The organism is Sporomusa sp. KB1 (assembly GCF_007830295.1).
GTDB lineage: Bacteria > Bacillota > Negativicutes > Sporomusales > Sporomusaceae > Sporomusa.
In genome coordinates this window covers 4,677,707-4,694,549 of sequence record NZ_VLKC01000002.1, presented here as the reverse complement: position 1 = coordinate 4,694,549, position 16,843 = coordinate 4,677,707, and the positions used below count along the sequence as shown (strand labels likewise).

12 protein-coding genes and 2 riboswitches are annotated in these 16,843 nt (G+C 46.1%); all 12 genes read right to left on the bottom strand.

Annotated elements, in window-relative coordinates; translation table 11 throughout:
- Positions 1-52: 52 nt before the first annotated feature.
- The 12 genes from SALPA_RS25745 to SALPA_RS25690 all read right to left on the bottom strand — a co-directional run bounded on the left by SALPA_RS25745 (position 53) and on the right by SALPA_RS25690 (position 16,839).
- Positions 53-1,354 (bottom strand): MATE family efflux transporter, encoded by a 1,302-nt coding sequence (locus SALPA_RS25745; RefSeq protein WP_255451457.1) that lies wholly within the window; start codon positions 1,352-1,354, stop codon positions 53-55.
- Positions 1,355-1,894: 540 nt separating this feature from the next.
- On the bottom strand, positions 1,895-3,907 hold the full coding sequence (locus SALPA_RS25740; RefSeq protein WP_186451230.1) for a TonB-dependent siderophore receptor: 2,013 nt from the start codon (positions 3,905-3,907) through the stop codon (positions 1,895-1,897).
- A gap of 74 nt (positions 3,908-3,981) precedes the next feature.
- Positions 3,982-4,722, bottom strand: a complete 741-nt coding sequence (locus SALPA_RS25735) for an ABC transporter permease (protein ID WP_145100810.1) — start codon at positions 4,720-4,722, stop codon at positions 3,982-3,984.
- Positions 4,722-5,561: an ABC transporter ATP-binding protein gene (locus SALPA_RS25730; RefSeq protein WP_145100807.1), complete on the bottom strand. Its 840-nt coding sequence runs from the start codon at positions 5,559-5,561 to the stop codon at positions 4,722-4,724. The genes SALPA_RS25735 and SALPA_RS25730 overlap by 1 nt, the downstream gene beginning before the upstream one ends.
- Before the next feature lie 102 nt (positions 5,562-5,663).
- The gene (locus tag SALPA_RS25725; protein WP_145100804.1) at positions 5,664-7,619 is read right to left on the bottom strand and encodes a TonB-dependent siderophore receptor; all 1,956 of its coding nucleotides are present in this window, start codon (positions 7,617-7,619) and stop codon (positions 5,664-5,666) included.
- Positions 7,620-7,731: 112 nt separating this feature from the next.
- Entirely contained in the window at positions 7,732-8,520 is a 789-nt protein-coding gene (locus SALPA_RS25720) for an energy transducer TonB (RefSeq protein ID WP_145100802.1), read from the bottom strand.
- On the bottom strand, positions 8,520-10,427 hold the full coding sequence (locus SALPA_RS25715) for a VWA domain-containing protein (RefSeq protein ID WP_255451360.1): 1,908 nt from the start codon (positions 10,425-10,427) through the stop codon (positions 8,520-8,522). Before SALPA_RS25715 ends, SALPA_RS25720 begins: the two co-directional genes overlap by 1 nt.
- A gap of 21 nt (positions 10,428-10,448) precedes the next feature.
- Positions 10,449-11,477: an ATP-binding protein gene (locus tag SALPA_RS25710; protein WP_145100796.1), complete on the bottom strand. Its 1,029-nt coding sequence runs from the start codon at positions 11,475-11,477 to the stop codon at positions 10,449-10,451.
- A gap of 151 nt (positions 11,478-11,628) precedes the next feature.
- Positions 11,629-11,813: riboswitch (cobalamin riboswitch) on the bottom strand.
- 172 nt (positions 11,814-11,985) lie between these two features.
- Positions 11,986-12,168, bottom strand: a riboswitch (cobalamin riboswitch).
- 198 nt (positions 12,169-12,366) lie between these two features.
- Positions 12,367-13,200: a class I SAM-dependent methyltransferase gene (locus SALPA_RS25705; RefSeq protein ID WP_145100794.1), complete on the bottom strand. Its 834-nt coding sequence runs from the start codon at positions 13,198-13,200 to the stop codon at positions 12,367-12,369.
- Between the two features lie 352 nt (positions 13,201-13,552).
- Complete coding sequence (locus SALPA_RS25700) at positions 13,553-14,512, bottom strand: ABC transporter ATP-binding protein (RefSeq protein WP_145100791.1); 960 nt, start codon at positions 14,510-14,512, stop codon at positions 13,553-13,555.
- Entirely contained in the window at positions 14,502-15,290 is a 789-nt protein-coding gene (locus tag SALPA_RS25695) for an ABC transporter ATP-binding protein (RefSeq protein ID WP_145100788.1), read from the bottom strand. Before SALPA_RS25695 ends, SALPA_RS25700 begins: the two co-directional genes overlap by 11 nt.
- Positions 15,291-15,312: 22 nt before the next feature.
- On the bottom strand, positions 15,313-16,839 hold the full coding sequence (locus SALPA_RS25690) for an ABC transporter substrate-binding protein (RefSeq protein WP_255451359.1): 1,527 nt from the start codon (positions 16,837-16,839) through the stop codon (positions 15,313-15,315).
- Between the last annotated feature and the right edge of the window lie 4 nt (positions 16,840-16,843).

The following is a 16,843-nucleotide window of genomic DNA, read 5'->3' as shown; positions in this document are numbered from 1 at the left end:
AATAGTAAGGTTTTCGCCAGATATACAACCTACCTGACTTATCCTCAAAATATTAAATCACGTTAATGCTTTTCCACTTACCATTAAGAAATCTATTAGTTACTAATATCGTCATAATTACGCTGTATCCTAACAGTGTAATCCATAGCCAGACCAGGGGGAACTGGGCCACTACACAAAATACATATGGCAGAATTACATAAAACAAAAACGGTACAATTGCATAGATTACCATCATAAACTTGGTATCACCTAATGATTGCAATACACTGCCAATAGTTAAATGAATCGTATCAAATATAAGCCAAAGTGATGTAAGTCTCACCAGCAGGATGGTGGCATTATTTATAAGCAGAACGTTTTCTTGTTTTTGTTCGCTGTTAAAGAATGAAATCAAAAAACCAGGGAAAAAATAGCACAAAGTAATCAGGACCAAAATAAAACAAAGTCCAACCATTATCCCCTTTTTTGTGACTATTGCAATATTCTCCAGCCTGTTGGCTCCCCTCTCCTGGCCGACGATAATACCCACTGCGGTTGTAATGCCAATCACAGGCAATATAAATATTGCTTCAACTGCAAAAGAGATATTGGCGCAAGTCAAATTAAATTCACCGGTTGTGCCTATAATAAGAAGAAGAATGCTGAAATATCCTGTATTGACAAATGACTGTATGCCAGCAAACAAACCGAATTTTAACAATTTATTAAGTAAAGATCTATTAATATTGTAGATTCTTAAAATATTATACTGATACTCAAATTTTTCCTTGGTTAAAAGAAAAACATATAGGATAAGACCAATCGTACAGCTTATAATTGTCGCTATGCCTGACCCATGCATTCCCATTTCAGGTAAACCATACTTCCCGAATACTAAAAGCCAGTCCAACACTATATTTACAATATTTGTGACAATACCAACATACATTGTGATTCTAGTATCGCCAATACCGCGATAAAAGGCAAAAAAAGCGATAGAAAAAAGTTGAACGCACTCGGCTAATATAATAAGGCGAAAATATTCCCTTTCGTATTTTAAGATATCTCCGGTATGGCCCATAATTTGAAATGTATTGGCTAAAAACGGCGAAAGCATAAATAACGCCAAAACAAAAACCAGGCTCAAATATATGCCTTGCCACATGGACGCTGCACAGTCCTGATATCTACCAGCGCCATAGTATTGTGCAACAAGTACTGAGACATAACCTATAATTCCTGTAAAAATATTGGCGACTGCAATGGCGAAAAAACCAGCCGGCATCATGGCGGCGAATTGAGTAAGATTATATTGCGCCACAAATGTTCTATCAACAAATACCATTATGTTCATTGATAACATAGAAAGCACTACCGGATATGAAATTTTAACAATATGCCTATATGTAACCACATGTTTCACCCACTTTAATAATCACTTTCCACCTTCATACCTATTAGCCATTTCCGTCCGCTAAAATCTTCACGACTAGGGTGGACCAGGCTTGAATACTAGTTGCCTGATCGGCGGTGGTCATTGCAGAAGGTGAAATGTGATATTTCCCCGCAGTCAACAAGAGCAGATCAGTGCCGGCTCCTTGTCCAGTTGCTGCTGGGACGTTAAAAACTGCTGCTTGCCCATCATCCCGTAATTCTGCAAATATTCCTGATACAGCGTTTCCTGCGTAATTAAGGAGATATATACAAGAACAACAGGAAGAAGCTAAGAAAGAAGAAATGAACTAAAGAGCCTCTTTTAGTGGCCGATGGTAACAGTGCTTGCGATACCTCCCGCCTTTTAGGCGTAGCAAGTAATCAGCCCTTACAGGGCTAATTACAAACCACCACTTGAAGGAAGTGGTGGTCATGACTTAACCTCCATCAGTATAGATCTTGTTTATAATCGTGTAACCTATAAACTCATTTTATAACCTAACTGGAAGGTTCTTCCTAAGGTATAGTATTCAGACGTGGAATGAGAAGTAATATCCTTACGGTCAAATAGATTGTCTACTGTTAAAAAGATCTCTCTATCAGCCGCCAATTTATAGCTGACATTAGCACCTGTTAATAACATTGGCTTAATGCTGCCGCCAGTATCGGTATCCCGTTCACGGGAAGCTAAATAGGTAGCTGTAAGTGCCGCCTTCCATTTTTCATTGGTATAGTTTATTCCCCCGTTTAGCTGCAGCTTACCATAGTAGCGATGCCAGCCTTCGCTGTCCCCATTTTTATCTGTTTCATATTTTTGCGGATTACTATAGGAAATTCCCCAGTTGGTATGCCAGCCACCGCCATTATTAATATTGCAGGATAATTCAATTCCGGTATTTTTAATGTCTTCATTGGTCGTGTTAAAGGTATCTGTACTTTCGACATAAGTCGTTGAAATACTATCATCTATCGTATAGTTAAACACAGCTAACCGCCAGGCATGAGTAGCAGTGTTCCGTTTTAATCCTATTTCATAATGTTTCCCTTCCTGTGGTTTAACACTGGGATTGCCTTTTACCCTGCCAGCTGAACCGTATATCTGAGTAAAGGTAGGCATCATGAAAGACATCCCGGCATTAGCATAAAAGCTGGTATTATTTCCTAGCTTTTTCAAGTATTGTAGTTGTGGTGTAAATTTACTATAATCCTTATCATCGACAGCACCGCCTGTCCAAGTTTCGCGGGCACTCAGGATGATATTTGACGAAGAATTTAGCTTATGATCATATTGCCCGTAAACAGAATATACGTTACGGTCAAAGGCGCGAGTATCCCAGTCGCCGCTATCTACTTTTTCTTTAGCATCATAGCTTTCTCTTTGGGCATTAATACCGATAAGTAAGGTATCAGCTTTTAACTTCCAGCTGTTTTGCACATCTAAGCCAATTGTTCGGTCTTTGTCAGTACCATTGGTTATACTCGGTGTAGTCAGTTGTTGATATTTTTTACTTACAGTAGCCCAATACTCGGTTTTATTGTTATCCATTTCCTTTTGATTGAAATATAAAGTACCTTTTACATTATCTTTTTTATAGTTTAATTGCATACGATTATAGGTTGTATCAAAATTACTGGCTGAACTCAGGCTGCCAACCGTCGCTTTATTTGCCGCTTCGGCATGACGATAGAAATAGGTCGAATCACTCGTACCATACGAATGACTGAAATCCCAATTGTCATCAAATGTATAGCGCCAAGACAAGGCTTCCCGGTCATTACCGGAGAAATCATAATATCGTTTGGGAACATAGCTAGCACTTGTAGACGCCGATGTGCTTCTGGTATAACCACCAGATATATGGTCAATTTCATCTGTTTTATTAATAGAGTAATTCATGCCAAATTTACCCGCCTGGAAGCTTATATTATGATTTTGCGTCCCATTATTGCCGACAGAGGCGGATATACTATTGCTTTTTTTACTCTTGGAAATAATATTGATAACCCCACCAGTTGCTTCACTACCATACAATACTGAACCCCCGCCGCGAATCACTTCAATTTTTTCAACATCATCCAACGGGATGTCTTCTAAATTATAACGTCCATGCAGATTTAGTGGTACGCCATCCATTAACACTAATGTTCCTTTTTCTACGCCGCGGATAATAATTTTACTGGTCATTGTGCCCTGGGCATTCCCCATCGGCCCCTGGGCATGATAAATAATGCCTTCACTATACTTTAGCGCCTCAATCACACTGGTTGCTCCGGTTGCCTTTAATTCTTCCTGAGTATACACACTGATTGCCGCTGGCGTATCTAAATCCTTGGTGGCATACCGCTGGGCAGTTACTACAATTGGATCTAAGTTAAAGGCATCTTCTTCTGCCGCGCTTACCGTACCTGCCAATAACATAACGGTAGTCGGCGCTAACATTCCAATTGCGATTTTTCGTGCTAACTCTTTTTTGGTTACCAATTTTTTCATGAAGTACACTCCTTGTATCCAAATGTCCTTGTTCATTAGTCGCTTTATAGACATTTTTCCTTCGTTACTATCTCTTACTTGCGTACCTTTTCCATGGTCCAAATACTAGTGGCTAACAACACTACGATATACCCCAGCATAACAAGCCAAGACAGACCTGCCGGCTCGCCGCCGCTGCCGATAGCCCTAAGGGCATGGCTGGCATGTGTCAGCGGCAAAAGCTCAAGCACCCACCGGACAATAGCCGGCAATTTGTCGATACTGAAAAAGGTTGCACATAAAAATGACATTGGCAGCAGCACATAGGTACTAAAGTTCCCCATATCTTCATGGGAATTAATAAGCATCGCCGCCACAAAGCCTAAACTCGAAAAGACGAGACAATTTAAGATGATAACAAGCCAAAATAGCATGGTCAGCTGAAATTTAGCGCCAAATACATAGGCCAAGAGAATAATAATCACTGATGAAATCATACCGCGTAAGGTTCCTGCCAATACCTTGCCAATAATAAATGATAGCGAACTAATCGGGGCAACCAAATATTCTTCCAGTGTTTTATGGTATAACCGGCTCATATTGAGCGGCGAGGCTACTGAGTTAAAGCTAATATTCATAGAATTAAGAGCAAGAATGCCTGGCACAATATAATCCAGGTAATTGCCTTGGCTAACCTGTACACTCCGACCCACTCCCCAGCCAAATGCCACCAAGTACAAAATTGGCGTGATCATGCGCGAAAGAATAAAAGTTCCCAGCCGTCGGTGCAAAACAACCCAATCCCGCCAAAATACAGTTGCAATATCCTGTAACATTAGTCCACCACCTTTCTGCCTGTTAATTCTACAAAAACATCTTCCAGATTGGTACGCCGAATGGTAGTTGTCATTGTCAGCGTACCGGCAAATGAGGCCGCTTCTCCCCGGCTGTGAAAGAACTTAGTCTGACGGCCTTCATCAACATTCCACTCCACAACATACACACCTAGACGCTGACACAATTCTGCCGGACTGTGTAAGGCAATCAGTCTGCCCTTTTCCAAAATGGCCACCCGCCCGCACAAAAACTCGGCTTCTTCAATGTAATGAGTTGTCAGCATAACTGTGAGCTTGTCAGCAGCCATACGTCTGATCAAATCCCATAGCCGCCGTCGGACTTGGGGATCAAGGCCGACTGTCGGTTCATCAAGAAATAAGACCTGTGGCTCATGCAAGAGCGCCCTGGCAATCATCAGCCGCCGTTTCATGCCGCCGGAAAGGTTCTGTACCTTATCATCGGCGCGTTCGGCAAGTTCTACATATTCCAGGAGTTCAAGAATACGTTGCCTGCGCTTTACACGGGGAATATGCTGCAGCCTGCCGTGCAACTCCAGGTTTTCCTGGGCTGTCAAATCTGCGTCAAGATTAAAATGCTGGGGTACAATGCCAAGTATTTGCTTGATTTTTTGCTCATCCTGCGGCAGCTGCCAACCATTTATGCTTAGCATTCCGGCTGTAGGCCGGGTCAGCATTGTCAGCATTCGAATCATGGTCGTTTTACCTGCCCCATTCGGCCCCAACAGGCCAAAGATCGCTCCTTGCTCGATAGTAAGCGAGATTCCGTCAACCGCAATACGCTCACCAAATTTTTTGACCAAATTTGCCATCTGAATCATGTTTGTAAACCTCTTTACCCAATAATATGCGCTCTGGTTTTGGCCCAGATGAATATCCCGGCACATCAGCAGCAGAGAGAATTCAATCCTGCGGGAATTTTGTTAGAAACGGGCAGTGACTCCCAGTTTATATGAACGCGGCAATGTATAGTAAGCCGAGGTTGAACTGTTATTGCTGACATCTTTGCGATCCAGTAGATTTTCAACGTCAAATGTCAGTGTGTACATTTTGCTCAAATCGTGCGTGACATGTAATGCCACTGGGAAAAATGGAGAGATATCCTCACCTTCATCACTGCGATCAGCAAAATAGGTAGCACTTAAAGCAGCAGCTGTCGGACCGCATTTATAATTTAAAGCTCCGGACAGTTGTATGCGCCCTAATGTTTTTTCCCAGGTATCGCTGCCGCTGCTTTGGGACTCAGGATTGCCGTAGCTGCCGCCAACAGTATAGGAAAATTTGTCACTAAGTTTATTGTTGTAACTGACTTCTATACCTGAATTACGAAACCCGGATAGGTTTTGGGCTTGTCTGGTAACACCGTCAGACAAAGTTTTCCATTCAATCTTGTCATCAATATCCAATTTGAATAAGGCAAGCTTCCAACTACTGCTTCCCTGTTCCGCTTTATAGCCGATTTCGTAGTTCATGCCTTTTTCCGGCTTCAAATCCGGATTGCCGACAAATAACCCCGAAGTGTAGTACAGTGATGTAAAGTTCGGCATATTAAACGATTTGCCAATATTGGTATACCAGGAACTATGCTCGTCAATCTTTGTTATTGTCTGAAACTGGGGACAAAAGGCGGTAAATCGCTCATCATCAGTATCTACGACATCTTCACGGGCACTAAGGATCATCCGGGTTTTATCGCTCAGCGGCGTGTCCCATTGACTATACACGGCATAATGATCCCGGTTAATTGATCCGGTTGCTCTAACTGCCGCCAGTTTCCGGCTTGATGCGGAACCGGTAAAGGCCTGCTGGGTTTGCTCAAAACCCTCATCCTGATAAGTAAATCCGGCTAATAATTTTCCTTTACCTACTTCCCAGGCTTTTTGTGTATCCAAACCCAACACTGTATTTTCTGCTTTTGTCCAGGCCAGAATAGACGGACGAGCGGTTTCCAACGTAGTATAGTCCAACTTCTGCTTATTGAAATATAGTTTGCTGGTCAAATCATCTTTTTTGTATTCCAATTGTGCCATATGCTTGTCATTTTCATAATGCGAATCCTGTAGGATGCTATTGGTACTAGTTTGCCGGTACAGGATATGGTAATCATCAGCTCCATACATATAACTAAAATTTAAATTATCATTAAACTTATAATTCCAAATAAGGCTATTCCGGTTACTGTCACCAAAAGCAATTTTATAGTATACGGGAGTTTTTGTTGTCCCCAGTGTTGTGCTGGATTTGGTGGCAGTCACCGTACCGCCTTCTGTTGTCTTGCCATAATTATAGTTAAAACTTGCCTTTCCCGCCTGAAAGGATAATGCATGATTCTGTTGGTTGGTGCCACCTGATACAGTCACCGTGTTGTCTACTTTTGTTTTGGTAATAATATTGATCACTCCGCCAAAGGCCTCACTGCCATATAGCACCGAGCCGCCGCCTTTAACAATCTCCACCCGTTCCACTGAGTCTACGGGAATCTGCTCTAAATTATATTTGCCATTCAAATTGGCAGGAACGCCATTGATCATTACCAATGTACCGTTGTCTACGCCGCGAATGATGATCTGGCTGGTCATATTACCCCAGGACTGCCCTTGTGATCCCATAGAGTGATAGATAATGCCTTCCTTATATTTTAAGGCTTCAACTATATTAGTAGCTCCGGTAGCTTTCAGTTGCTCATTGGTGTATACAGCGACATCTGCCGGCGTATCCAAATCTTTCGCTGCATAGCGCATGGCAGTGACAGTTACTTCGTCAAACGAATACTCCGGATTAGCTTCTTCGGCCCCTGCTTGTAACGGCCACGCCAAACAACATAAGGCTACAGGTACTGCTAATTTTTTCTGCCAATTTCTTTTCCTGCTTTTTTTCAACCTTTCTCCTCCTCATATGTAACCCATTTATATACACTCGCTACCCATCACCACGTTCTTCCTACTCTCCTTTAATCGAGAGCTAAAGTTCGCGCAGTTCCTGCTCATAAGTTCACGCTCGTAGTTTAAACACTACCGGCATGGTAGTTTGACAGGCAATCCTTTGCCCTGTCCCTCTCATCTTGGCTGGAACAAAACGCCAGCGCTGAACGGCGGCTACAGCAGCAGCATCTAAAAGATCTGAGCCGCTGGATTCAGCAATACTCACCTCACCGGCATGTCCATTCTCCAAAATTTCAATTCTGAGCACTACTGTACCCTCAACACCTGCCTGGCGTGCTTGCTCTGGATAATTGGGTTCCCGGCGTGACAATATTCCGGGTGGAATGACTCCCCCGGCACTGCCAGAACCTCCCCCGGACATACCATTGCCGCCGGAACCCTGGCCTCCTTGAGAAATACCGTCACTGCCGCCGCTGCCGGCCGAAGTTCCACCGCCATCACCACCAGCCGATTCACTGGCAGCCGCAATAGCACCACTATCAACGGCTACCAACGCCATAGCGCTAACCGCTACCACCGGCTCTGGCATTACCGACTCAACTGCAGGTGCTGGCTGAACCGGTGTGGGCTGCGGCAGATTAGGCACAAGCGCCGGACTGGCCGCAGCTGGAGTGGCTGGGGCGGCCGCTGATGCAGCAGCCGTCAAGGATGGGCCTTCCGGTCCTTCCGGTCCTTCCGGTCCGCTGGCTAACTCCAGCTCAATCAATGTCTCCGGCGGCATCTCAATAGGCAGCAAAGCCTTATTAACCAGCCAGCCGGCACCGGTTAACACAATACTGTGTACAAGCAGGGAAATAACCATAGCTTTTCGCCAACGTAAACCTGCCGCCAATTCCATTACTTATCCTTCCTTTCAGTAGCGATAGCCACTCTGTGGGCTTCCGACAAATTTTTAACAATGTGCATAATATTTTGCTCTGACAATTCCCGCAGGCTGTAATAGGTAGATCCCATTTCCCTGGCTACCGCCCGGGCCAGCCCCAGCTTAACAAAATCATTCTCGGTATCAATAACCACACTATGTATGCCTGCCATATTTATCTTGCCGGCTATTTTTAAGGCATCAGCCATACCATCACCGCCGCCGGCGGCGGTATTGGCCCGCCCATCGGTAACAAGTACCAGCACCGACTTCATTTCCTGTTCTTTTTGCTGGCGGGAAGCCAGCACGGTCAAGGCTGCTCTCAGACCTTCTGCCAGTGGCGTTTTACCGCCTGTCGGCAGATGGCGCAAACATTTTTGTGCCAAATCTACGCTGCGGGTAATGGGCAACAGCACCTCGGCCGTCTGCCGCCTAAAGGCAATCAAACCAACTTGATCCCGCTTTTGATACACGTCCTGCAGCATGGCGCACACGGCGCCTTTAACGGCCCGCATCCGCTCACGCGCTCCCATAGAACCACTGGCATCCACGACAAATAAGAAGGTGCTGCCAATGCGCTTTTCGCGAATTTTTTGCCGTAAATCTTCACTCTCAATGGCAATGGCGCATTTGTTTTTGGCACGGAACTTCTGATAAGGCGCAGCCGCCCGCAAAGTAGCATCAAAGGCCAAATCAGTCACTGGCCCGTTCGGGATACCTGAACGGACATAACGTCCCTGCCTGGTATCGGTGCGTGTCAAACTGCGTTTGCCGCTGCCCCGGCGTTCCTGTCGATCCTGGGGCAGTGCTAAATCCATCCGGATAAAAGGAAAATTTGTAGCAATCTCTGCCACTTTCTCCTGGTCGCTGCCCTCGCTTTCCGGCTGCTCAGCAGGCAGATCAGGCTGTTCTGCCGATTCCTCCTGCTGTTCTGCAGGCGAATCAGATGGCGGCGGTGGGGGCTGGTTTCCCTGATCCTTGTCCTGATCTTGGTCTTGGTTTTGCTCCGGCGGTTCAGGTGGCAGCGGCTCTTCTTCCTGGCGCATGCGCTGCGGCAGTACATAACAGGCAGCTTCGTCCAGATCACCAGGCAATAAATAGGTGCGCCCGGCAAGTGCTGCAATCGCCCGGGCGGCTTCTAATAAGAACAGTTCAGCCCGGTGACCTGCCGAATGTGCCTTAGCACACAACTGTGCGGCAAGCAGCATCATAGGTTCAGCTATAGTAATATCAGGGAGCAGGCTTTTAGCAGCAGCCACCTGCTGTTTGATTTCTTCCGTGTCAGCAGCATAACGCTGACAAAATTTTACCGGTTGGGCTTCGCAATCCAGAATCCGCCGTACGATTTCAGCCCGCTCAACTTCATTTTGTTCCCGGCTGACAGCAACATATAACCCAAACCTGTCAAGAATCTGGGGGGATAAAGTTCCCTCCTCCGGATTCATAGTACCGATAAGAGTACAAGCTGCTTCATGTAAGCAGGAAATCCCCTCGCGTTCCACTTGGTGCATACCGGTCGTAGCTGCATCTAAAAGACTGCCCAAAAAGTCATGGCGCAGCAAATTAACTTCATCAATATAAAGAATCTGGTTATGGGCTCTGGCAAGTATGCCAGGCAAAAAGCGGCGCTCACCGTGTTCTACAGCCTGCTGTATATCCAGGCCGCCAAATACCATATCTTCAGTGGCATTAAGCGGCAGTTCAATCAGCTTGGTTTCACCAATAACTTCGGCCAAAGAACGCACCAGTGTCGATTTGGCTGTACCCTTTTCCCCTGCCACCAAAACACCGCCAGCCTTGGGGTTGATGACGGCAAGCAAAAGCGCTCGCTTGACAGCTTCCTGTCCGACAATGGCCGCCAACGGAAATATCATACGCTGCATTATAGCATTCCTCCCGCTTGGCTATTGCTGCGCAAACACAGCTTCTACTTTATCCCAGTCCAATGTGCCATCCTCAAAGGGGCGCCGCCGCATCCGGTGCGGCAGCGCCAAACGGGCGGCTTTGTTTACGTCCCCTGTCTCTACTTCCGTTCGTCCGGCAAAGGCAGTCAGCGTCATGGCAGTCTTAATAACGGTAATATCGGCCCGGTGGCCATCAACATCAAGCGCAATGGCCAGTCTGGCGGCAAGCATGAGCAACTCATCCTTAATGGTTACCTGGGGCAGCAGGCGGTGGGCCTGTATAATGCTTTTTGCCAGGGTTTCCTGTTCCACCTGGTATTGCTGGGCAAAGCTGTCGGTATCCTGTTCATAGGCCAAACGCCGTTTAATAACCTCCACCCGCCACTCGGGCTGGTTTTCTCCGGCCACAGCTACCGACAACCCGAAGCGGTCCAGCAACTGTGGCCGGATATCGCCTTCTTCCGGGTTCATTGTGCCTACCAGCACAAACCGGGCCGGGTGGGAATAAGATACACCCTCGCGTTCCACAGTATTGACTCCCATGGCGGCGGCATCCAACAACACATCAACAACATGGTCATCTAAAAGATTAATTTCATCCACATACAAAATATTGCGATTAGCCTGAGCTAACAGGCCGGGGTCAAATTTCTTTTCCCCCTGCTTGATGGCATGTTCAATGTCCAGCGTGCCAACAACCCGGTCCTCAGTTGCACTAACAGGCAGCTCTACCACCCGCATCTTGACAGACTGAACAGGCAGACCATGATCCTGTCCCGCTTTTTCCCGGCAGACATCACACCAATGGCTGCTATCTGTCGGATCACAATGGAAAGGACAGCTTTTGCTAACCTCCATGGCAGGCAATAGATCGGCCAGCGCTCTGACGGCTGTTGATTTGGCTGTGCCTTTTTCCCCTTTGATTAGTACCCCGCCCAGCAGGGGGTTAATTACATTTAATATGAGCGCCAGTTTCATGTCCTCTTGTCCAACAATGGCAGTAAACGGATATACAGCAGTATGTTGCAACGTCAATTCATCTCCTTGTTAGTTTCATCCATTTAGCTCTTACTATTGTTTTGGTCTGCATAATAAAAAGAGACCTCCCTTATATAAGTAAGGAAGGTCCCGCGAAAACTTGTTACATACCTATAATCCCCTTCCCATACCTCGTGGGTAAATCGGTGACTGTTAATCAGGCAGTTCTCCTGGCTCTGGATCATGGCTTGCTTAAACCTTCCCAAGACGGTTTCATCCCAGTGGCATATCTTAAGCTTGCTCCCCATTACAGTGGCGGGACCGCGCCGGTGTTTCACCGGTCTTCCCTATTAAGTCCTTACGGGCACCTGACTCTGTCAATATTCTGTTAAGATAGGAAACTCCCGGCTACCCAAGCAGCCGGGAGTTTCCTACAGTAGCTAATAAAAAACTCCTGGTTTTTATACCAGGAGTGAATTCAGCTAAATCGCAAACTTCTTGAGAATATCCCAGAAGAACTGCTTAACTGTAATCCCCTCCCCATACCGCGTGGGTGAAAAACGGTGATTGTCAGTTAGGCAGTTCTCCTGACTTCGGATCATGGCTTGCTTAAACCTTCCCAAAACGGTTGTTTCAGTGGTATATCTTAAGCTTGCTCCCCGTTACAGTGGCGGGACCGTGCCGGTGTTTCACCGGTCTTCCCTATTAAGCCCCTTAGGGCACCTAACTCAATACTATAAAATTACTAATACTTATAGTATTCATACTACAGAGAAGCTACTATTTTGTCAATACTTTCTAAATAGAATCCCAGGGCTTGTTCATGAAATCTAATAAATAAAAAGGCTGCCAGTTGTCCTGAACAAAATATCCGTTCATTTCCGCTTCCAAAGAACTCAGACTGGTAGTGTTTACAGCTGCATCTCCATTTTTGCCGGACTTATACTTTCCAGCATAGCCAGGCAACCTTGGACTGCACTTTTTCAGATACAAACCCGTCAACCGCTATGCTGACAAGATACCGGGAAATTTTTTCTTCAATGTCCCCGGGGTTCTGTCCTGATTTTGTCATGCGCTTTAATTGGTGGCTGTACAATTCAATGGCTTTGTCCAGCGGCCAAACATGGTCAAACTCATTATCATAATAGGTGATTTCCGGATAGTAGCCTGACAGCCACAGTACATTAATGGCATAGTAGATATTTTTTCCCCAGCGGTGATCAGGGTCGCAGCCATACACCTCTTGATGCAGCTTATCCCGCAGGTCATCCTTCCGCTCGACAAAGCTGCTGAGAAAACAAGCGCCCTTGCTGGCCTGGCACATTTTCAGCAGGCTGTCGGCACTGCTGATGCCAGGACACATAGAAGCAAACACCAGGTCGTATTTTTTCTGCCAGCCGCACTCCTCCAGCTTGAGGGTTTCCCATGGTGACAGTTCAAAAAGTACATTATCCAGCTTATGCTGCTTGGCATTCTCGCTGGCATATTCAAGCATTTTAGGCGAAATATCAATCCCTGTTACCTGTTTGGCTCTCTGGGCAAAGGCAATAGAATACTTGCCCGGACCACAGCCAATGTCAAGAATTTTCGCATCGGCAGGCAGCATATTCCGGCTTGCTAAGAACTCAATCACCTGCTCCCGCCGGTTTTCACCCTGTTTTTGATTACCATGCTGCTTATTAAAATCATCGGCCCGCATATTCCAGAATGCTTGTGTATCCTCTAATTCGGACAGATCTTTTTTCCAGGCTTCCGTAAAATAATCAATATTCATCGTTCACCAGCCCCGGCTATATTCTTCGAAACAATCCAGACAAACTCTTTTTCCGTCCTTATCCATAGTACCCTCCCCCAAATAGTCTGTCAACAGCCTATTGGACAACAAAATAAGTATGAAAACAGAGGGCGCAGTCTTTTGCTCCCAATGGCTTCATACCATATTTTTATCATCTATGCTGTTATGCTTGTCGTTTAAAACGCTAATATGACATCGGTCATATCTGCGAATTTTCAAAATTCGCTTTTCTACGTCAAATCTTAGCATTTTCAGGGTATTTTGTAAATGTATATTGTGTGATTTTTTCCCTTAATAGCGTGGCGGGACCGCGCCGGTGTTACACCGGTCTTCAATTCAAAATGAAATGACAGGCAGCACTGTGTCTTTTAGAAATCTCCTTAAGCACCGGTTTTTCTTGCCTGCAAATCTCCCTGCGTTCCGGGCACCTGGTCTGAAACGGGCACCCGCTCGGCAAAGCCAGTGGACTTGGGATCTCTCCTTTAAGCAATCGAATCTCTGCAGCCCCTTTTTTCGTCACCGGAAAAACCGCCTGCAGAAGCGCCTTCGCATAAGGATGTTTTGCCGCTTTCAGTGCGCCGCCCTCAAGTACCTCGACGATATTGCCGAGATACATGACAGCGATACGATGACTTATCTGTGATACCAGCGCCAAATCATGGCAGATAAAAATCATGGATAGGTTCTTTTCATTTTGTATTCTGACCAAAAGTTCCACGATTTTTTTCTGAACAGATACATCCAGCGCGCTTGTTGCCTCATCGCAAACGAGGATTTCCGGCGCCAGTGCCAGCGCACGGGCAATTCCGATGCGCTGACGCTGTCCGCCGCTCATATTTCCTGGATAGCGTTCTGCAAAATCCTCCGGCAATTCCACTAATTTTAAAAGCTCTCCGGCCTTTTTTCCTGTTTCGTTTTCTTTTATCAAATTGAAATTGCGCAGCGGCTCGCAGAGGATATCTTTTATCTTCATCTTCGGATTGAAAGCTTGCGCAGGATCCTGAAATACCATCTGGATATGCTTCCGACTCTGCCGCATAGCCTCTCCATTAAGCTGCGTAAGGTCTTTGCCACGATAACAGATCGCCCCACTCGTTGGCGCATACAACTGCATAATCAGTTTTACAAGTGTACTCTTGCCGCAGCCGCTTTCTCCGACAACACCCAGTGTTTCTCCCTGATAAAGCAACAGCGATACATCATTGCAGGCTGTCAGCATACGTCCGTCAGACACCGGGAAACGCTTTACGACATGTTTGATTTCCAGGACTTTTTCCCTTTCAGCCGACATATCTTTTCCCTCCAACCTGTGGTACAGCATCTAAAAGCTCTTTTGTATATGCCGACTTCGCCTGTGCGATGACATCATCCGTTCTGCCGGCCTCTACAATTTGTCCTTCGCGCATGACCAGCAGCATATCCGACATATAGGCTGCCACACCGATATTATGTGTAACAAGGATAATAGCCGTTTTATCCTGGCGGCAGATCTCCATCATTTCCTTCACCACTTGTGCCTGTGTCGTAACATCCAGGGCCGAGGTCGGCTCATCTGCCAGCAGCAGGCGCGGCCTAAAAAACATTGCCAGGGCCACACCGACACGCTGGCGCATACCGCCGCTTAGTTCAAACGGATAACTTTTCATGATATTTTCTGGATTGGGCAGATGCATCTTTCTGAGCATACCCTTTGCCGCCTCTGCTGCCTCCCTTTTCGTCATCGGCGAATGCTCACAGATATACTCAACGAATTGCTGACCGATGCACTGAATCGGGTCCAGCATACTGCCACTCTCCTGAAAAACCATGGCAACTTTTGTTCCACAGAGACGGCACCATTCTTCAGGTGTATTTTCCAATAAATTCTTACCTTCAAAAAGAATCCTTCCGCCGTTCACACGGCCCTCATGTGGCAGGCAGCCAAGGATTGCGCGGACAACGGTTGTCTTGCCGCTGCCGCTTTCTCCCACAATCGCCAAGACTTCTCCTTCATCAAGTGACAAATTCACATTCCGGACAATTTCATGCTCCGCATAGGATACAAAAAGCTCTGATACCTCTAGCAACATCCCGCTTCTCCTTCATTCAATCTTATTTTTTTGCTGGTCTAATCTTGTTCGTCAGCCAGTAATAATCAGACGGATACATTTTTGCGCCTTCAAGCGAGGTCGAGCTGATGATGTTGGTTTCTGGATACCCAAAGAAAAGGGCTGCACCGTCGTTCATAATGATCTGTTGAATATCAATAATGAGCTGGCGGCGCTTTTGATGATCAAATTCGGTAGAGAGTTCTGCAAACTTCGCATCCAGTTTGGGATTGCTGTAGCCGGAACCGTTCTGCGGATTATCGCCGTTACTATTTGTTCTCCAATACCAGTTCAAAAAAATCTCGGGATCTCCGGTATTTGCCGTTGTAATATTGGAAATCAGCAGGCCATACTCGCCGCTAATTCCCAGCTTGTCAATCAAATTATAGTCTACCGTCTTGATTTTTACATCAAAACCGATTTTTTTCGCATCTGCTTGCACGGCCTCTGCATAAATCGGCAACTCCGCGCGGCTGTTATACACAACAAAATCTACGGTCAGCTTTTTACCCGCCTTCTCCAGTATGCCGTCACTGTCCGTATCCTTCCAGCCTGCTTCTGCCAAAAGCTGTTTTGCGCGTTCGACATTGTAGCTGTTCGGGTCTTTAAGCTGGTCGAAACCATAATCCATTGAAGGTGGAACCGGAGCTTTCCCTTCGATAAAGGTGCCTTTCAAAATAACCTCATTGTATGCCTTGCGATCGCAGGCGCTGATGAACGCCGCACGGACCTTCGGATCGCCAAGGACGCCCTTTTGATTGATCCGCGCAAGCACTGTGCGCAAAGAAGAAATTCTGTCAATATGGAACTTTGCACTATCATTAAAGAGGCTAATGTCGCCTGCCGCAATGTTGACTGCCATGTCCACCTCACCGGACTGCAACGCCATTGCACGTGTATTGGGATCATCAATAGACAGGATTTCGACGGTTTCATACGGTACTTCACCGTCCCAGTAGTAGGGATTCTTTACCATAACCGCTTTATCCTTGACGAAAGATTCGCACATATAGGGGCCTGTGCAAATCGGACCTTCTTTTGCAAAATTACGTCCGGATTCAGATGCTACATCTACAATCAAAAAGAGCGGATCAGCTAAAAACCCCGGCATATTCGGCTCCGGTTTTTCTGTGCGAATCGTAAGATTCTGACCATCAGCAAGCATTTCCTTATACTTAAAGAATGTCGCCGCACGTTTATTTTTATCAAAGGATCTTTCCAAAGCAGCCTTGACAGCGGCTGCATCCAGCGGCTTGCCGTTCGAAAACTTCACCCCATCCCTGATTTTGAAGGTCCAGGTCATATGGTCCCCGCTAATCTGCCAGCTTTCAGCCAGCCAGGATTTTACATTCATTTTCTCGTCAAATTTTGTAAGGCTTTCCCCCATGCCATAGCGCATGACGACCCAGCCAAAATAATTTTCTGTCGGTTCGAGCGAATCCGCAAAATTTGTCACACCAATTTTCAGCATCTTCTTGTCGGCTTCCTTTTTGCTGCTGCCTCCGCAACCTGCCATAAAGACTGCCGCCATACAA